This window comes from Olsenella uli (genome assembly GCF_016899935.1).
GTDB classification, from domain to species: domain Bacteria; phylum Actinomycetota; class Coriobacteriia; order Coriobacteriales; family Atopobiaceae; genus Thermophilibacter; species Thermophilibacter uli_B.
In genome coordinates this window covers 119,164-137,553 of sequence record NZ_JACJJK010000001.1, presented here as the reverse complement: position 1 = coordinate 137,553, position 18,390 = coordinate 119,164, and the positions used below count along the sequence as shown (strand labels likewise).

The 18,390-nt window shown below is 66.4% G+C and carries 16 protein-coding genes and 1 pseudogene; 10 read left to right on the top strand and 7 right to left on the bottom strand.

The features are described 5' to 3' along the window. Positions 1-319 precede the first annotated feature (319 nt). A complete protein-coding gene (locus H6A07_RS00645; protein WP_204812360.1) occupies positions 320-1,102 on the top strand; it encodes a class I SAM-dependent methyltransferase in 783 nt (260 codons plus the stop codon). A gap of 81 nt (positions 1,103-1,183) precedes the next feature. Here H6A07_RS00645 and H6A07_RS00640 read toward each other — a convergent pair whose 3' ends face one another. The 3 genes and pseudogenes from H6A07_RS00640 to H6A07_RS10400 all read right to left on the bottom strand — a co-directional run bounded on the left by H6A07_RS00640 (position 1,184) and on the right by H6A07_RS10400 (position 2,888). Next, the gene (locus H6A07_RS00640) at positions 1,184-2,203 is read right to left on the bottom strand and encodes an MATE family efflux transporter (protein WP_239470951.1); all 1,020 of its coding nucleotides are present in this window, start codon (positions 2,201-2,203) and stop codon (positions 1,184-1,186) included. A gap of 74 nt (positions 2,204-2,277) precedes the next feature. Further along, a pseudogene (locus H6A07_RS10405) lies at positions 2,278-2,481 on the bottom strand (MATE family efflux transporter); the annotation flags it as partial. Between the two features lie 74 nt (positions 2,482-2,555). Then, positions 2,556-2,888, bottom strand: coding sequence for a MarR family winged helix-turn-helix transcriptional regulator (locus tag H6A07_RS10400; protein WP_369334319.1), 333 nt, complete (start codon positions 2,886-2,888; stop codon positions 2,556-2,558). 395 nt (positions 2,889-3,283) lie between these two features. On the opposite strand from H6A07_RS10400, the gene H6A07_RS00625 reads away from it, so the two are divergent. Further along, positions 3,284-4,438, top strand: a complete 1,155-nt coding sequence (locus H6A07_RS00625) for an aldo/keto reductase (RefSeq protein ID WP_204812356.1) — start codon at positions 3,284-3,286, stop codon at positions 4,436-4,438. Between the two features lie 33 nt (positions 4,439-4,471). Here the strand turns inward: H6A07_RS00625 and H6A07_RS00620 are convergent, their stop codons facing one another. After that, a complete protein-coding gene (locus H6A07_RS00620; protein ID WP_204812354.1) occupies positions 4,472-5,335 on the bottom strand; it encodes a LysR family transcriptional regulator in 864 nt (287 codons plus the stop codon). Positions 5,336-5,480: 145 nt separating this feature from the next. On the opposite strand from H6A07_RS00620, the gene H6A07_RS00615 reads away from it, so the two are divergent. Further along, on the top strand, positions 5,481-6,350 hold the full coding sequence (locus tag H6A07_RS00615; RefSeq protein WP_204812352.1) for an aldo/keto reductase: 870 nt from the start codon (positions 5,481-5,483) through the stop codon (positions 6,348-6,350). Between the two features lie 86 nt (positions 6,351-6,436). Here the strand turns inward: H6A07_RS00615 and H6A07_RS00610 are convergent, their stop codons facing one another. Next, positions 6,437-6,958, bottom strand: coding sequence for a nitroreductase family protein (locus tag H6A07_RS00610; RefSeq protein ID WP_204812350.1), 522 nt, complete (start codon positions 6,956-6,958; stop codon positions 6,437-6,439). A gap of 386 nt (positions 6,959-7,344) precedes the next feature. Between H6A07_RS00610 and H6A07_RS00605 the strand changes: the two genes are divergently transcribed. Continuing rightward, a complete protein-coding gene (locus H6A07_RS00605) occupies positions 7,345-8,298 on the top strand; it encodes a DMT family transporter (protein ID WP_204812348.1) in 954 nt (317 codons plus the stop codon). A gap of 81 nt (positions 8,299-8,379) precedes the next feature. On the opposite strand, the gene H6A07_RS00600 is transcribed toward H6A07_RS00605, so the two are convergent. Both H6A07_RS00600 and H6A07_RS00595 read right to left on the bottom strand, forming a co-directional pair. Then, complete coding sequence (locus H6A07_RS00600; protein ID WP_204812346.1) at positions 8,380-8,883, bottom strand: DUF2798 domain-containing protein; 504 nt, start codon at positions 8,881-8,883, stop codon at positions 8,380-8,382. A 150-nt stretch (positions 8,884-9,033) separates the two neighbouring features. Continuing rightward, entirely contained in the window at positions 9,034-9,759 is a 726-nt protein-coding gene (locus tag H6A07_RS00595) for a tRNA threonylcarbamoyladenosine dehydratase (protein WP_342636519.1), read from the bottom strand. A 121-nt stretch (positions 9,760-9,880) separates the two neighbouring features. Here H6A07_RS00595 and iorA point away from each other — a divergent pair, with 121 nt between their 5' ends. The 6 genes from iorA (at position 9,881) to H6A07_RS00565 (ending at position 18,350) form a co-directional block, all read left to right on the top strand. Beyond that, positions 9,881-11,704, top strand: a complete 1,824-nt coding sequence (gene iorA, locus H6A07_RS00590) for an indolepyruvate ferredoxin oxidoreductase subunit alpha (RefSeq protein WP_204812344.1) — start codon at positions 9,881-9,883, stop codon at positions 11,702-11,704. Continuing rightward, positions 11,701-12,297: a 2-oxoacid:acceptor oxidoreductase family protein gene (locus H6A07_RS00585; protein WP_204812342.1), complete on the top strand. Its 597-nt coding sequence runs from the start codon at positions 11,701-11,703 to the stop codon at positions 12,295-12,297. Before iorA ends, H6A07_RS00585 begins: the two co-directional genes overlap by 4 nt. A gap of 49 nt (positions 12,298-12,346) precedes the next feature. Further along, a complete protein-coding gene (locus H6A07_RS00580) occupies positions 12,347-13,582 on the top strand; it encodes a phenylacetate--CoA ligase family protein (protein ID WP_204812340.1) in 1,236 nt (411 codons plus the stop codon). Positions 13,583-13,749: 167 nt separating this feature from the next. Continuing rightward, a complete protein-coding gene (locus H6A07_RS00575; RefSeq protein ID WP_204812338.1) occupies positions 13,750-15,030 on the top strand; it encodes a substrate-binding domain-containing protein in 1,281 nt (426 codons plus the stop codon). Positions 15,031-15,179: 149 nt separating this feature from the next. Next, the gene (locus tag H6A07_RS00570; RefSeq protein WP_204812336.1) at positions 15,180-16,691 is read left to right on the top strand and encodes a sugar ABC transporter ATP-binding protein; all 1,512 of its coding nucleotides are present in this window, start codon (positions 15,180-15,182) and stop codon (positions 16,689-16,691) included. A gap of 12 nt (positions 16,692-16,703) precedes the next feature. Continuing rightward, the gene (locus tag H6A07_RS00565; RefSeq protein ID WP_204812334.1) at positions 16,704-18,350 is read left to right on the top strand and encodes a galactose/methyl galactoside ABC transporter permease MglC; all 1,647 of its coding nucleotides are present in this window, start codon (positions 16,704-16,706) and stop codon (positions 18,348-18,350) included. Positions 18,351-18,390 lie beyond the last annotated feature (40 nt).

Genomic DNA, 18,390 nt, shown 5'->3' with positions numbered 1-18,390 from the left:
CGGGGGCGGCGTCGTTCTTCTCGCCCCCGGCGCGCGTCTCCCGGCGCCCCTGGCGCCTGTCCTCTGTCGCCCCGTTCCCGGCTGCCCGTCCCCGTTCTCCGGTCCCCGGTCTTGTGTGGGCAAACTTCTTGAACCATCTGAACCCACATAAGGCATGTCCGGAGCATTTCCGCAGGTAGAAACAGCCCACGTAAGATCCGGAGGGCAAACTGGTTCAAGAAGTTTGCCCACACAAGACCGGGGTGCGCCTCTTGGTTGATTCCCGAGCAGCGGGGGGGGGGTATCATCTCCGCATCTACCGCGACGTTTGGAGGAAGACATGAGCTCGCGCGAGAACGAGGCGGAATCGTACACGGACGTGAACGCGCGGATCGTGGACGCGTGGGTGGCCGATGGCTGGGAGTGGGGGACGCCCGTCAGCCACGAGCGCTACCAGGCGGCGCTGGGCGGTGACTGGTCGATGGTACTCACGCCCACGCGCGAGGTCCCGCGCGACTGGTTCTTCGACGACATGCGCGGCAAGCGCGTGCTCGGGCTGGCTTCCGGTGGCGGCCAGCAGATGCCGATCTTCGCGGCGATGGGCTGCGCGTGCACCGTGCTCGACTACTCCGAGGCGCAGATCGCGTCCGAGGTCATGGTCGCCGAGCGCGAGGGCTACGAGATCCGTGCCGTGCGCGCGGACATGACGCGCCCGCTGCCCTTCGAGGACGGCGCGTTCGACCTCATCTTCCACCCGGTCTCCAACTGCTACGTTGAGGAGGTGCTCCCCATCTGGCGCGAGTGCTTCCGCGTGCTGGCACCGGGAGGGCGTCTGCTTGCCGGGCTGGACAACGGCTTCAACTACGTCATGGACGACGAGGAGGAGCGTGTCGTGCATAGCCTGCCGTTCAACCCGCTCCGCGATCCCTCGCTCATTCCCGAGAAGGACCTCCCGGAGTGGGGCATGCAGTTCTCGCATACTTTGGACGAGCAGATTCGCGGACAGATTCTGGCAGGTCTGCGGATTCTGGACCTCTACGAGGACACCAACGGCGAGGGACGCCTCCACGAGCTGGGCATCCCCACGTTCTGGGCCACCTGCGCTGAGAAGCCCACGGCCTGATGTGCAACAACTCGACTTTCTTAAGCGGACTCTACCTGCAGAAACTTAAGAAATAGCAGGTAGATGACCTGTTTCTGGCGCTTAGAAATTCGCGGTCGTTGTAGGCTGCCGCTCGCGCGCCCCGGCATCCGGACGGTGCGTCTTGGCGCGCGTCGCCGCGAGCACGGCCACCGAGAGCGGCGCGCAGAGCACGGCCGTACCGGGGAAGTTGAGCCAGATGCCCGTGAGTCCGAGCGGATTCAGCACCACGAGCAGCACGAGCGGGAAGACGAGCGCCGCACTCACGGAGATAAGCGATGCGGGCAACGGCTTGGCGATGGCATTCATGTAGCTCTGTGTGGCGAAGGCGAGCCAGCGGAAGAGATACGTGATGGTGAAGAGACCGAGCGCGTCGCGCGAAAGGGCGAGCATCTCGCCCGTGGCGTCGGGCATGAAGAGGGCGATGAGGGCGTCCGGGAAGAGCGCGACCACCGCCACGGCCGCGGCACCGATGGCCGCCGCCGCGAGGAAGCAGCGCTTCTCGAGCGCACGGACGCGACCGTAACGGCGTGCGCCCCAGTTGTAGCTCACGGCCGGCTGCAGCGCATCGCAGGTTCCGTAGAAGAGCGGCTGCGCGAAGCCGTCCACGAACATGAGCACGCCGTAGGCGGAGACTGCGGCCTCGCCGCCGAGACGTACGAGGACGGCGTTGATGACGATCGAGGCTATGCGCTGTGCCACGTTGTTGAGGAAGGTGGGGCTTCCGCAGGCGAAGACACGCTTTACGAGATCGAGGGTGAAGCGCGGGTTGCAGAAGGCGAGGGTCGCGCGCCGCATGACGAAGGGAGCGAGGGAAAACACCAGGCAGATGACCATGGCGAGGCTGCAAGCGAGCGCCGCCCAGATGCCCCAGCCAAGAACTCCGAGGAAGAGCACTTCGAGTACAAGCGGGATGGCCGACATGAGCACGCAGAGGGCCATGTTCGCCTTGAGGTAGCCCGAGATGCGCATGTAGTTGTCCGTGGCATAGAAGAGCGTCGTGAACGGGGAACAGAGCGCGTATACGCGCAGGTAGTCCACGGCAAGCTCCGCCAGCTCATCCGTCGCGCCCATGAGCGACATGATGAGGGGCGCCCGGCGAAGAGCGCCGCCCCCAGTGCGGTGCCGAGCCCCACGATGAGCAGGACGGAGCAGGTGAAGGCGTTGTTGGCCTCCGCGCGCTCGCCGCGGCCGAGCAGCAGCGAGATCACGACCGACGATCCCACGCCGATGAGGTCCGACACGGCGAAGTTGATGACCACGAACGGCATGGCGAGGTTCACGGCGGCAAAGGCGGTCGTGCCGAGGTACTGACCCACGAAGATGCCGTCGAAGGTCTGGTAGAGGGCGGCTGCGAGCATGCCGATGGCGCTGGGTATGGCGGCCTTGAAGAAGAGGCGCGTGGGCGGGGTCTTTGCGAAGAGCTCGTCAGAGGTCACCGCGCGCCTCCCTCGAGCGTGCCGAGACGCGCGCCAAGGAGGCCGAGGTAGCGCTGGCTGAGTGAGACGAGCGCCGTGCGCTCTTTGGGCGCCAGGTCCGCGAGGGCGGCGCGCTCCGCGTCGATGAGGGGGTCGATGACGCGCTCGACGGTCTTCTCGCCCTCCGCAGTGAGGTGTACGGCCTTGTCGCGCCTGCTGCCGGTCGCGGGGGCAAGCGCGACGAGCCCCTGCGCCTCGAGCCGCTTGAGCGCGGAGTTGATGGTCTGCGGGGGATAGTGCCAGTCCGCGCAGATGGCCGCCTGTGTGAGGTTGTTCCCGCCAAGGCGGATTACGTACAGGAGTCACAGCGCGGCGTCCGAGACGCCCGCGTGGCGCGCGTAGGCGTGATAGAGCTGCTCGAGCTCTTTGCTGGTGCGGTTGTAGGTGATGTGCAGGTCGTTCGTCTTCGGCACGATTTAGCCTCCCAAATTATCCGAAATCGGATAATAACGAAGAGGATTACATCCGATTTCGGATGATATGGAAGGGGTAAATCGTGTCGCCCTACAACAACCTCGATTCTCCAAGCACCGAAAACGGCCCATCTGCCTGCGCCAATTTGCATCTTCGCAGGTAGATGGCCGCTTAGGAAATGCCGCCTGTTGCATGTTGCGGCGTCAACCTGACCCGTGATGTGCGGTTATCATCCTGCATGTGATGAGGGGGCGACATGCGAGGAGGAGCCATGAACTACCGCAAGCTGGGCAACACGGGGCTCGAGGTGAGCGAGATCGGCTTTGGCGGCGAATGGATGGACCGCTCGCCCGAGGAGACGCTTGCGGTGGTGCGCGCCGCGGAGGAGGCGGGCATCAACATTCTCGACTGCTGGATGAACGATGCCACGCGCCGCTCCAACCTGGGTGACGCGCTCCGGGAGCTCGACAGCCGCGAGCGCTGGGTCATCCAGGGGCACCTGGGGTCGGTCACGGTTGACGGGCAGTACACGCGCACGCGCGACCTCGACCTAGTGAGGCCGGCCTTCGAGGATCTTCTCGAGCGCTTTCACACCGACTACGTCGACTTGGGCATGATCCACTACGTGGACAAGGTTGAGGAGTACGAGCGGATCGTTCTGGGCGACAGCCCCTTCATGCGCTACGTACGCGAGCTGCGCGCGGCGGGCACCATCCGCCACATCGGTCTCTCCACGCACAACACCGAGGTCGCGCGACGCGTTGCCGAGAACCCCGAGATCGAGATGATGCTCTTCTCGGTGAACCCGGCCTTTGACATGATGCCCGCGACCGAGAACCTCGACGACCTCTTTGGCGACTACACGGGCGTGGGGGAGGGCGGCATCAACGCCGACCGCGCCGAGCTCTACGCGCGCGCCGAGGAGACGGGCACGGGCATCACCGTCATGAAGGGGTACGCCGGCGGCCGTCTGCTCGACGCGGCGACCTCGCCCTTCGGCGTGGCGCTCACGCCCGTGCAGTGCATCCACTACGCGCTCACGCGCCCGGCGGTAGCGAGCATCATGGTGGGCTTCTCCACGCCCGCGCACGTGGTCGAGGCCGTTGCCTACGAGACCGCCTCTGCCGAGGAGCGCGACTATGCGAGCGTGCTCGCCGGGGCGCCGCGCCACGCCTACCTGGGTCAGTGCACCTACTGCGGCCACTGCGCGCCGTGCCCCAAGGGCATCGACATCCCCACGGTCAACAAGTTCTACGACCTCGCCGCCCTGCACAACGAGGTACCCGATTCTGTGCGCGACCACTATCGCGCGCTCGATGCCCATGCGGGGGATTGCATCGCCTGCCACGCGTGCGAGGGCCGCTGTCCCTTTGGCGTGAAGGTTGCCGACAAGATGGCCGCGGCGGCGGGGCTCTTCGGGCTCTAGCGAGAGGCGCAACGAGTGCGCGCGGGGAGGGGCTCAGCGAGAGAGCCGTGGTAGCACGCGCTCGATGAGCTCAGAGCCCTTGCCCTGCCCGTCCGTGCGATACACAAGATAGAACGTCGCGCGGGCGCTGGCGTCGCTGAGCGGGACCGCGACGCGGGCAACGTTTTCGGTCTGATGCGATGTATACGGCGTTGCCGCCTCGGTGCTAAACGCGAGAGCATCGCTCGTGGAGAGCAGAATCTCAAACATCGAGCGATCCTCCTGCCAGAGGAATGTCGCATGCGGCAGCTCGCGCTCGACGATGCTGCGCCAGAAGCCGATGTTGGTGTATATGAGGAAGGTCTCGCCGTCGATGTCGCAAAAGCGCAGCGTCTGTTTGCTCGCGAGCGGGTGCGTGCGCGGCAGGAGCGCCGAGAGGCTCTCGGTCATGATGGGCTGCGAGATAAAGCCGGGGAGCACGAGCGGGTTGAGCGTGATGGTGGCATCGAGCGTGTCCTCCATAAGTCCGCGGCGCAGATGCTGCTCATCAAGGGATTCCGAAGCGACGATGGTGCCGGGCGTTGTCTCTACCACGAGCTGCGTGACGCGCCAGAGCGGGGCTGGAGCGCAGGTGCCGATCCTCAGCGTGCGTCGGCGCGTCTCGAGCGAGGACAGTTCGTCTCGCATGCGCCGATAAGTGCGGAGCAGGTCGTCGGCGTAGTCTGCCGCGATGCAGCCCGCCTCGGTGAGCGCCGACCTGTTCGCGGTGCGGCGCAACAGGCCGCAGCCAAGCTCGTCCTCAAGCCGCCGGATGGAGCGGCTGAGCGCAGGCTGGGACATATGGAGCTCGGCGGCGGCGCGGGATATGGATCCCGTTCGTGCGACGCAGGCTATGTGCTCGAGCTGCTCGATGGTCATGGGTGTCTCCCGTGTTCTGGTGTGTCCTTCTCAGTATGCACGTTATGCATGCTAACTGCTCGAATGCGTAGGGCGCGGCATTCGCTTTTCGCAGCATGATGGTGGGGTCAAAGGACGGTGCGATTAGGCGAGAAGGGAATCTACCATGGCAAACGTTCAGACCGTGACGCTCAACAACGGTATCGAGATGCCGTGTGAGGGCTTCGGGGTGTTCCAGGTACCCAACCCTGCGGTATGCAAGCAGGCGGTGCTCGACGCCATCGACTGCGGCTATCGCCTCATCGACACGGCGGCGGCCTACATGAACGAGGAGGCGGTGGGCGCCGCCATTCGCGAGAGCGGCGTGCCTCGCGAGGAGCTCTTTGTCACCACCAAGCTCTGGGTGCGGGACGCGAGCTACGAGGGTGCCAAGGCGGCGCTCCAGACCTCGCTTGACAAGCTCGATCTTGACTACCTGGACCTCTATCTCATCCACCAGCCGCTCGGTGACTACGTGGGGGCCTGGCGCGCCATGGAGGAGGCGTACCGCGCTGGCACCATCCGCGCCATAGGCGTGTGCAACTTCTATCCGGCGCGCTTGGCGGACTTCTGCGAGACCGTCGAGGTGACGCCTGCCGTGAACCAGGTGGAGCTGCACCCGTTCTTCTCACAGGAGGCGGCGCTTGCCACGATGCGCGAGTACGGCGTGGTGCCCGAGGCGTGGGGTCCCTTCGCAGAGGGCAACCACGGCATCTTCACGCACCCCGTCCTCATCGCGATCGGCGAGAAGTACGGCAAGACTGCGGCTCAGGTGGCTCTGCGGTGGAACATCCAGCGCGGTGTGGTGGTTATCCCCAAGTCCGTGCACCGCGACCGCATGGAGCAGAACATCGACGTGTGGGACTTCGAGCTTACCGCAGATGACATGGCGCAGATTGCCGAGCTCACCCTTGACCACAGCGAGATCGTGAACCACGACGATCCGGCGTTTGTGAAGATGCTCCACGGCGTGAGCAGCGTGAGGACTCGTCTTTAGCGTCGCAGGCGGACAGGGGACGCTTTGCTGGGAGCATCGATGCTGCCGGCAGAGCGCCCCTTTCCGGAACGTGTGAATCGTTTGAGCTACACGCGCACCACGTAGCCGTCCTTGCGCGGGGCGGCGGTGGGCTCGGGGCCGTCGGCGTAGCCGAGCGCGATGGCGCCCACGCCGCGAAGCGTCTCAGGAAGACCCCAGTCGCGCAGGAGCGCCTTGCCCTCCTCGCTGTCGAAGATCTCGCGCTCGCGGTGGATCCAGCAGCTGGAGAGGCCCACGGCGTGCGCCGCGAGCATGAGGTTCTCGAGCACGCAGGAGCCGTCCTCCACGAAGGTGCCGCGTCCGCCGTCGGCGAGCACCACCACGATGGCCGGCGCGCCGTAGTACGGGTCGGTTTCCTTGCCCATGACGGCGGCGTTGAGCGCGCGCAGGCGCTCGCGGGTCTCGGGGCTCGTCACGGCCACGATCACCGGCGACTGGTGCCCGCCGCCCGTGGGCGCGTAGGTGCCCGCCTCAAGCACGGTGTCGAGCAGCTCTTGGGGGACGGGGTCCGCCTTGTAGCTGCGCACGCTCCTGCGCGTCTTGATGAGGTCGATGAGATCGCTTGCCATACGCTGCCCTTTCTCTCGCCGGAAACCGCGATATAGAAAAACCGCCCATCTGCCCAAGGACAGGTGAGCGGCGAAAAGATGATGGCGGCATCCGGAAAAATCCGCTGGGATTTCCGAGCCCCATTATGGGCACTCCCCACGCCGTGTCAAGCGTCGACAAGAACTTCTCGCCCCTGCTTGACTTCCGCAACCAAGGCCCGTACAGTCAGTTCGTCTAAAATCGTGTGGACTTTTCTGGGCGCAAGCCACCTTTTTGCCGCACAACGGAGCTCCGGTTGTGCGGCTTTTTGCGCCGTCAATCACGTGATGACGCGCCAGCCTCCCTCCGAGAGCCCGAGACGCACAGGGCCGAAGCCTCGCGTTGCGGGGCGAGAGGAGGAACGGCTATGGAAAACGTGATCGATCGGCCGATGCTGTCTGCGGGGATGGCGCCCTCGGGACGCCGCCGGGCGGTGGCGGCACTCCAGGTGTTCGCGGGCGGCGCCTGCTATGGGGCGATGGCGACCACCTACAAGCTCGCCTACGCGGCGGGCTTCACCTCCGCGCAGGTGGTTGCAAGCCAGGCGTGGTTCGGCTTCCTGTTCTTCGGGCTCGCGGTGCTTCTCGGCCGTCTGCGCGGTGTGCGGTGGCAGCGTCTTTCCGGCAAGCAGGTGCTCAAACTCATGGGGCTCGGTGCCCTCACCTGCACGACCTCGATTCTGTACTGCTACGCCATGAGCGTGCTGCCCGCACCGGTGGCGCTCACGCTGCTCTTCCAGTTCACGTGGATGGGGCTCGTCTGGCAGACCATCATGACGCGCCGAGCTCCGCGCTTCGTGGAGGTCGTCTCGGCGGCGGTCATCGTGTTCGGCACCGTGTTCGCGAGCGGCGTCTACAGGACGGGGCTTGCGGGCTACGACCCGGTGGCCCTCCTCTGCGCGCTCGGCGCCGCCGTGACCTGCTCGCTCTTCGTGACGCTCTCCGGTAAGGTGAAGGCCCTCTGCTCCAACGAGCAGCGCGGCCTCGTCGTGTGCCTGGGGGCGGGCGTCATGTCGCTCACCGTGTGCCCGGACTACCTGGTGTCGGGCGTCGTCTTCCAGGGCATCCTGCCCTTTGCCGCGGTCGCGGGCTTCTTCGGTCTCATGTGCCCCGTGCTGCTCTTTGGCCTGGGGTCGCCACACCTGCCCGCCGGCCTCTCAACCGTCATGGCCGCTGCGGAGCTTCCCGCGGGATTGTTCATCGCCATGGTCGTGCTCGGCGAGCCGCTCGGCGTCGTCGAGTGGCTGGGCGTGGTGGTGATTCTCGCGGGCGTGTGCCTCGCACAGGCTCCGAGCCTTCTCTCACGGCATACAATGCGGTGAGGCCATGCCGAAGGGCCCCGAGCGCGATGCCGTGGGGTTCCATCGGTGGCCCGATCTGCCGGGAGAGCTGCGGGCGCCCGCTTACGCGCAGACCGGCTCCGCGAGCACCGTCCCCTCAGGGAACGCGTGGCGGAAGACCCAGCGCGAGAGCGGGCCCGCCACCAGCAGGTTCCACGGCAGCGCGGCGACGAAGTTCCACGGGATGTTCGCGATCCACGTGGGCAGGATCATGGCCGGGTCGCCCACGTGCGTGAACGCCTCGAGCGCGCCGTAGAGCGACATGAAGAGCACCATGGGGAAGACCATCATCGTGCTGATGGCCAGCGTGATGGCAAGGCGGCTGCTCTTGCCCGGCGTCACCAGGAAGCGGAACGCAAACCACTTGGCAAACCGGCTGGCGAGAAGAACGTCCAGCAGCATCGCCACCACGTAGGCCGGCGGGAAGCCGAGCCATGCGTCGGCCAGCGTTCCGGTGCCGAAGCTCCAGCCATGCACGCGAGCGACGTTGTAGACGGACATCCAGAGCACCATGCAGAAGCACATGATGATCGTAAAGATGAGGCTCTCGCGTTTGTTGGTGGGCATGGGGGCAGACCTTTCTCGACGGGACCCGCAGGGCGGGCGAATGCGAGGAGCTACCCTACTAACTTTCCACGTCGCGCGTAAGCGGTGATTTTGTGGCGGACGCCCCTGCGCGACAGATGCCCCGGAGGGTTCTGTCGCACGCGGCTTGCGTCACGCCCACCCCAGGAGGTCGCGGATCACGCGGCTGGCGAGCATCTGGCCCATGATGGGGGGCAGGTAGCTCATCGTGCCCAGGAGCGACCCCTCGCGCAGCCACTGCTCGTCTGAGATGCGCTCCATGCGGACCGGCTCCTCGTCCGAGAAGAGCACGCGCAGGCCGCGGATGCCTCGGCGGCGGCACTCCTTTCGCATGACGCGCGCGAGCGGGCAGTTGACGGTGTCCTCGATGGCGGCGAAGTGCAGGCGACAGGGGTCGAGCTTGTTGGCGCCGCCCATCGCGGAGAGCTCGGGGACGCCGCGCTCCTGGCACCACTGCGCGAGGCGCAGCTTCTGGGCCACGGTGTCGATGGCGTCCACCACATAGTCGAGCGGCCCCAGCCCGTCCATCTGCTCGGGCAGCGCGTTCTTGTCGAGAAACGCGGTCACGGCGGTGACGTCCGCCTCGGGGTTGATGTCGAGCGCCATGGCGCGCATGACCTCGGCCTTGGGGCGGCCGACGGTGCTCGTGAACGCGAGCGCCTGGCGGTTAAGGTTGCTCGGCGCCACCACGTCGCGGTCCAGGAGTACGAGGTGTCCCACGCCGCCTCGGACCAGCGCCTCCGCGCAGGAGGATCCCACGCCGCCGAGACCGATCACGGCCACGCGGGCCTCGCCCAGCCGCGCCAGCCCCTCGTCACCGATGACGAGCCTCAGCCTGTCCGTCGCCGTCTCTGCCACGCCACCTCCTGTGAATTGGGGACAGTCCCCAATTTACACAACTCGCACGTTTCGGGTTTGCGTCGCATTCATCTATCAGCGCTTTACTCTGATAGAGTGCAGCGCAACGAGGGAGGTCAGCATGCACAGAGAGTTTCTGATGGGCAACGAAGCCATGGCCGTGGGCGCGCTCGCCGCGGGCGTGAACGTGGTGGCCGGCTACCCGGGCACGCCGTCGACCGAGGTCCTTGAGGCCGTGGCAGGGCGTCGCGGCGAGGGCGTCTACGTGGAGTGGTCCGTGAACGAGAAGGCGGCGCTCGAGGTGGCGGCCGGCGCGGCCTATGCCGGGGCCCGAGCGCTCGTGACGATGAAGCAGGTGGGCCTGAACGTCGCCTCCGACCCGCTCATGAGCCTCTCCTACATCGGCGTCAAGGGCGGTCTGGTGGTCCTCGTGGCCGACGACCCCGGTCCCATCTCGTCCCAGACCGAGCAGGACACGCGCACCTTTGCCGCCTACGCCAAGCTGCCGATTCTCGACCCCTCCAGCCCGAGCGAGGCCTACCAGATGATGGGGGAGGCCTTCGACCTCTCGGAGGAGCTGGGCTGCCCCGTGATCGTGCGGCCCACCACGCGCGTGGACCACGGCTACGAGGACGTCGAGGTGGCGGACCCGGATGAGTGGGAGCGCCGCGAGCCCGAGGGCTTTGTGCGCGACCCGTCCCGCTGGGTCATCTTCCCCGCGCTCTCCGTGCGCGCCCACGCCGCCATCGAGGCGCGCGACGCGGAGCTCGCGGCGCGTCTCTCCGGCTACGCGAGAAACACCGTGACGCAGACGGCGGGGCCCGCCGCGCGCCCGCGCCTCGGCGTTGCCACGCATGGCATCAGCGCGACCTACGTCGCGGAGAACCTGGGCGAGGGGGACGACGTCCGCGTTCTGCGCGTGGCCACGCCGTACCCCTTCCCGGAAGACCTCGCTGCCGCGTTCCTCGACGGCCTTGATGAGGTCCTCTGCGTGGAGGAGCTCGACCCCGTGATAGAGCGCGCCCTCGTCGCGACCTGCGGTCGCCGCGGGCTTACGGTAAAGATTTGCGGCAAGCTTACCGGCGACATCCAGCCCTCCGGCGAGAACACCGTCGAGAGCGTGGGCCGCGCGCTCGACGCCTTCCTCGGCCGCCAGACGGCCGTCGTTCCCACCCCGGCGCCCCCCACGCTTCCCGTGCGTCCGCCGGTCCTGTGCGCCGGCTGCCCGCACCGGGCGAGCTTCTACGCCGTCAAGCGTGCCATGCGCGGCCGCAAGACGCTCTTCTGCGGCGACATCGGCTGCTACACGCTCGGCAACGCTGCGCCGCTCGACATGGTGGACACGTGCCTGTGCATGGGCGCGGGCATCAACATCGCGCAGGGCGTGACGCACGTGGAGCCGGATACCGCGGCCTTCGCGTTCGTGGGTGACTCCACCTTCTTCGCCTCGGGCATCACCGGCGTGGTGAACGCCTTCTACAACCAGGCCAACATGACGCTCGTCGTGCTCGACAACTCCACCACCGCCATGACTGGCCATCAGCCGCACCCCGGCACGGGCCGCACGATGATGGGACAGGTTGTGGAGAAGGTGAGCATCGAGCGCGTCCTTCTCGCCATCGGACTCACCACCGTGGAGACCGTGGACCCGCTCGACCTGGAGGCCGCCGTCGCCACCGTGCGCCGCGTCGCGGACGAGCCGGGCGTCAAGGCGATCATCTTCCGGAGCCCGTGCGTGGTGCTCGCCAAGCCGCAGGCGAGAAGCACGGTGGACGTCGAGAGGTGCGTCGGCTGCCAGCGCTGCGTGCGCGAGCTGGGCTGCCCCGCCCTCGTGCCCGACGCCGCGACCGGCAAGGTGGCGATCGACGCCGCACAGTGCACGGGCTGTACCCTCTGCGAGCAGATCTGTCCCACGCACGCCATCTCGGGAGGTGAGCGCCTGTGAGCACCAACGTCATCCTCGCCGGCGTGGGCGGCCAGGGCGCCGTCCTCGCCTCCAAGCTGCTCGCGCGCGCCGCGATGGGGCGGGGCCTTCCCGTCAAGACCGCCGAGACGATCGGCATGGCGCAGCGGGGCGGCTCCGTCTTCAGCCACGTGCGCATCGGCGCCGGCGCGTGCTCGCCCCTCATCGGACGCGGCCGCGCGGACGCGATCGTGGCCTTCGAGCCCGCCGAGGCCGCGCGCCAGCTTCCGTTTCTGCGCGCGCACGGCATGGTTGTCACGAGCGACGCGCCCGTCGTGCCCGTCTCGGCGTCCACGGGCGGCCCGGCCTACGACCTGCCCGCCATCAGGTCCTACCTGCGCGAGCGCGTGGGCGAGAAGAACCTCGTGGTCGTGGACGCCGCCGCGGCGGCCTCCGAGCTCGGCACCGCCAAGGCACTGAACGTCGTCCTGCTCGGCGCCGCCGCCCGCGCCGGCGCGCTCGGCCCCGTCACCGCAGACGACCTCGCCGACGCCGTGCGCGCCCTCGTGAGCCCCCGCTTCCTCGACCTCGACCTCCGCGCCCTGCAAATTGGGGACAGTCCCCAATTCACATAAAACGTTTCTGCAAATTGGGGACTGTCCCCAATTGACAGGGGAGACAAGCATGAAGATCAGTGAGTCCCAGCTCAAGCTCGTGAACGAGCAGGTCCAGCGCCTCGTGGCGTCGGGCAACTACTTTGGCCGTCGCCTCCAGGAGGCGGGCGTCACCGAGGTCCGCACCGAGGAGGACTTTCTCGCGCTGCCCTTCTCGGAGAAGGAGGACCTGCGCAACTGCTACCCGCTCGGCGTCGCCGCCGTGGACGAGCGCCAGATCGTGCGCATCCACTCGAGCTCGGGCACCACGGGCACGCCGGTCATCATCCCCTACACCGCGCGCGACCTCGACGACTGGGCCGAGCAGTTCCGTCGCTGCTACGAGCTCGCCGGCATCACGGCCGACGACCGCATCCAGATCACGCCGGGCTACGGTCTGTGGACCGCCGGCATCGGGTTCCAGGCCGGCGCCGAGAAGCTCGGCGCGATGGTCGTGCCGATGGGCCCCGGCAACACCGAGAAGCAGCTGCAGTTCATGGTGGACCTGCAGACCACGGTCATCGGCGCCACGTCGAGCTACGCGCTGCTGCTCGCCGAGGAGGTGGAGCGGCGCGGCATGCGCGACCAGATCGCCCTCACCAAGGGCGTCATCGGCTCGGAGCGCTGGGGCAAGAAGATGCGCGACCGCGTGAAGGCGGGCCTCGGCATCCAGATCTACGACATCTACGGCCTCACCGAGGTCTACGGCCCCGGCATCGGCATCTCCTGCGACGCCGAGGACGGCATGCACTACTGGGACGACTACCTCTACCTGGAGATCGTCGACCCCGCCACGGGCGAGCCCGTGCCGGACGGGGAGTGGGGCGAGATCGTCATCACCACGCTCGTCAAGGAGGGCGCGCCGCTCGTGCGCTTCCGCACGCACGACCTCAGCCGCATCATCCCGGGCGCCTGCCCCTGCGGCTGCCCCTACCCGCGCATCGACGCGCTCCAGGGCCGATCCGACGACATGGTCAAGATCCACGGCGTCAACGTCTTCCCGCGCCAGATCGAGGAGATCCTCCAGACGTTCCCGGCGCTCTCGAGCGAGTACCAGATTCGCCTCTCGCACCTCGAGGGGCGCGACACCATGCGCATCTACGTGGAGACCGACGGCACCCAGGACTTCCTGGAGACCGCCGACGCCGTCGCGCACGAGGTCAAGCGCCGCATCGGCTTCACGCCGCTCGTGAAGGTCGTGGAGCTCGGCGTGCTGCCGAGAAGCGAGAAGAAGACCCGTCGCGTCTTCGACGAGCGCTACGAGTAGCCCCGCGCCGGGCCCACCCCGCGCCCCCGGACGCCGTTCGCGTGCCCCATGCGACCGTCGGCGGATGAAGCGGGGAGGGTTCCCGGCCTCCGTACATGCGAGTGTTAACGTACTCATGACAAGGCGCGCTCGAGACGCGCTCGGGGAAACGGGGAAAGGAACCCAACATGGATCTGACTCGTCGCAACTTCGTGAAGGTCTGCGGCCTCGGTCTCGCGGGCGCCGGCACGGTCGCGCTCGTCGGCTGCGGTGACGAGGGCGGCAACGGCGGCGGCTCGGGCGAGTCCGTGCCCAACAACCAGAAGCCGGTCATCTTCTTCAACCGTCAGCCGTCCAACTCCACCACGGGCGAGCTCGACATGGCTGCCCTCAGCTTCAACGAGAACACCTACTACGTCGGCTTCGACGCCACGCAGGGCGGCGACCTCCAGGGCGAGATGGTCCTCGACTACATCAAGAAGAACGCCGCCGAGCTCGACCGCAACGGCGACGGCATCATCGGCTACGTCCTCGCCGTCGGCGACATCGGCCACAACGACTCCATCGCCCGCACCCGCGGCACCCGCAAGGCGCTCGGCACCGGCAAGGAGGTCGACGGCAACATCGACCCCACGCCCGTCGGCACCAACACCGACGGCTCCTCCGAGATCGTCCAGGACGCCACGATCACCGCCGACGACGGCAAGGAGTACACCATCCGCGAGCTCGCCTCGCAGGAGATGAAGAACCAGTCCGGCGCCACCTGGGACGCCGCCACGGCCGGCAACGCCCTCCAGTCCTGGTCCTCCTCCTTCGGCGACCAGATCGACGTCGTCGTCTCCAACAACGACGGCATGGGCATGTCCATGTTCAACGCCTGGTCCAAGGACAACAACGTCCCGACGTTCGGCTACGACGCCAACTCCGACGCCGTCGCGGCCATCGCCGAGGGCTACGCGGGCACGATCTCCCAGAACCCCGCCGTCCAGGCCTACCTCACGCTCCGTCTGCTCCGCAACGTCTTCGACGGCGTTGACATCAACACCGGCATCGCCACCGCCGACGACGCGGGCAACGTCATCTCCGAGGATGACTACGTCTACAACGAGGAGCAGCGCTCCTACTACGCGATGAACCTCGCCGTCACCGCGGACAACTACCAGGACTTCACGGACTCCACCACCCTCTACGAGACGGCCTCCAGCCAGCTCGACGAGTCCAAGAGCCCGAACAAGAAGGTCTGGCTCGACATCTACAACGCGGCGGACAACTTCCTGTCCTCCACCTACCAGCCGCTGCTCGAGAAGTACGACGACCTGCTCAACCTCACGGTCGAGTACATCGGCGGCGACGGCCAGACCGAGGCCAACATTACCAACCGCCTCGGCAACCCGAGCGAGTACGACGGCTTCGCCATCAACATGGTGAAGACGGACAACGGCGCGTCCTACACCTCGCTGCTCCAGTAGTGAGCCCATGGTGACAGGCCGCTGACACACACGGAGCCATCGGAGGGAGGAGGTCACGCTCCTCCCTCCTCGTGCGTCTGGCGTTCTTGTCTTTTGAGGTTTTCCCGAGGCGCCGAGGGGCGCCGCGAATAGGCAAAAGGGGTGAAACATTGGCTGACAACAAACAAGACGACGTCATCTTGTCGATTCAGGGCATGAGCAAGTCGTTCGGGCGCAACCGGGTGCTGAACCGCATCAACCTCAACGTCCGGCGCGGCACGGTCATGGGCCTCATGGGCGAGAACGGCGCGGGCAAGTCCACGATGATGAACTGCCTGTTCGGCACCTATCAGAAGGACGAGGGCACCATCCTGCTCAACGGCAAGGAGGTCGCCTTCTCCGGACCCAAGGATGCGCTCGAGAACGGCATCGCGATGGTGCACCAGGAGCTCAACCAGTGCCTGGATCGCAACGTCGTCGACAACCTGTTCCTGGGGCGCTTCCCCACCAACGCGCTCGGCGTGATCGACGAGGGGCGCATGCGCAAGGAGGCCTCCGACCTCTTCCGCAGGCTCGGCCTCACGGTTAACCTCAGCACGCCGATGCGCAACATGAGCGTCTCGCAGCGCCAGATGTGCGAGATCGCGAAGGCCATCTCCTACAACGCCCAGGTCATCGTCCTGGACGAGCCTACCTCCTCGCTCATGACCCAGGAGGTCGAGAAGCTCTTTGCGATGATGCGCATGCTCAAGGAGCAGGGCATCTCGCTGATCTACATCTCCCACAAGATGGACGAGATCTTCGAGATCTGCGACGACGTCTCCGTGCTGCGCGACGGCGAGCTCGTCATGACCAAGCGCATCGCGGACACCAACATGAACGAGCTGATCTCCGCGATGGTCGGCCGCTCGCTCGACAACCGCTTCCCGCCGGTGGACAACACGCCCGGCGAGCCGATCCTCTCCATCCAGCACCTCTCCACCAAGTACGCTCCCTACCTCTCCGACATCACCTTCGACGTGCGCAAGGGCGAGATTTTCGGCCTCTACGGCCTGGTCGGCGCCGGGCGCACGGAGCTGCTCGAGACGATCTTCGGCATCCGCACGCGCGCGTCGGGCCGCGTCTACTTCCGCGACCACCTCATGAACTTCTCCAACGCCCAGGAGGCCATGGACTACGGCTTTGCCCTCATCACCGAGGAGCGCAAGGCCAATGGCCTCTTCCTCAAGGGCGACCTGACGTTCAATACCACGATCGCCAACCTCGGCCACTACAAGTCGGGCATCGCGCTCTCCAAGCCCAAGATGGTCAACGCCACCAACGACGAGATCAAGACCATGCACACCAAGTGCATGGGCCCCGACGACCTGATCTCGTCGCTCTCCGGCGGCAACCAGCAGAAGGTCATCTTCGGCAAGTGGCTCGAGCGCGCGCCGCAGGTCTTCCTGATGGACGAGCCCACCCGCGGCATCGACGTCGGCGCCAAGTACGAGATCTACGAGCTCATCATCAAGATGGCGAAGGAGGGCAAGACCATCATCGTGGTCTCCTCCGAGATGCCCGAGATCCTCGGCATCACCAACCGCATCGGCGTCATGTCCAACGGCAGGCTCTCCGGCATCGTCAACACCAAGGAGACGAACCAGGAAGAGCTCCTTCGCCTCAGCGCCAAGTATCTGTAAGGGGGATAACCTATGGCAACCGCAATACTCACACCCGAGGAGGAGCTGGCGCTGCGCAAGCCCATCGACGAGCACGTCGGCGCCATCCAGGCTAAGATCGACGCGCTGCGCGTCGACGGCACCGACAAGGTCGTCTCGCTCCAGGGCTCGATCGACGACGCCAAGCGCGACAAGATCCTGACCAAGGACGAGCGCTCCCGCGCCATCGCCGCCTACCAGAGGGACCTCGAGAAGGCCAAGTCCGTCGAGAGCAAGAACAAGGCGCAGGTCGACTCCCTCATCAAGGAGGCCGTCGCCTACCTCTCCGCCCACTACGAGAAGGACTACCTCTCAGCGGTCAAGCAGAGCTGCGCCGCCGAGCGCGTCGTCGCCAAGCAGAACTATGACAAGCGCCTCGCCGAGCTCGAGAAGGAGCACCAGGCCAACCTCGCCAAGCTCTCCGACAGCGCCGAGGTCAAGGACGAGAACTACGTCTACAAGAACCGTCGCTTCGACGCCAAGCTCGAGTACGAGAAGGCGCTCCAGGCCATCAAGGACCGCGGCCACGAGGCCTTCACCTACCGCTACCACCTGATCGACATGCTCCGCATGTCCAAGTTCACCCTCGCCGAGTCCCAGGCGCAGCGCTGGGAGAACTACAAGTACACGTTCGACCGTCGCCAGTTCCTGCTGCGCAACGGCCTCTACATCGCGATTCTCGCCGTCTTCATCGGCCTGTGCGTCGCGGCGCCCGTCGTCAAGGGCACCCAGCTCCTGACGCCCAACAACGTGCTCAACATCCTCCAGCAGGCCTCGCCGCGCATGTTCCTCGCGCTCGGCGTCGCGGGCCTCATCCTCCAGACGGGCACCGACCTCTCGATCGGCCGCATGGTCGGCATGGGCATGACCGCCTCGACGATCATCATGCACCAGGGCATCAACACCGGCACCGTCTTCGGCGTGGCGTTCGACCTCACCTCCGTTCCCGTGATCGCCCGCATCGTGCTGGCCCTCGTCGTCTGCATCGTGCTCTGCACCTTCTTCGCGACGATTGCCGGCTTCTTCACGGCCAAGTTCAAGATGCACTGGTTCATCTCCACGATGGCCAACATGCTGATCATCTTCGGCCTGCTCACCTATGCGACCAAGGGCGTCTCCTTCGGCTCGATCGAGCCCACGATCCCGAGCATGGTCATCCCCAAGGTCAACGGGTTCCCGACGATCATCCTGTGGGCCGTCGCGGCCATCGCCATCGTCTGGTTCATCTGGAACAAGACTACGTTCGGCAAGAACATGTACGCGGTCGGCGGCAACCAGGAGGCCGCTGCCGTCTCCGGCATCAACGTCTTCTGGGTCATGCTCGGCACCTTCATGCTCGCTGGCGTCCTCTACGGCTTCGGCTCCTGGCTCGAGTGCATGCGCATGACCGGCTCCGGCTCCGCGGCCTACGGCCAGGGCTGGGAGACCGACGCCATCGCGGCCTGCGTCGTCGGCGGCGTCTCCTTCACCGGCGGCATCGGCAAGATCTCGGGCGTCACGATCGGCGTGCTGATCTTCACCGCGCTGACCTACTCGCTCACGATCCTCGGCGTGGACACGAACCTCCAGTTCGTCTTCTCCGGCATCATCATCCTGCTCGCCGTCACGCTCGACTGCCTCAAGTACATCCAGAAGAAGTGACGCCGCGCGGCTGACCCTCCCCCTCGGACCCGTCCGGACC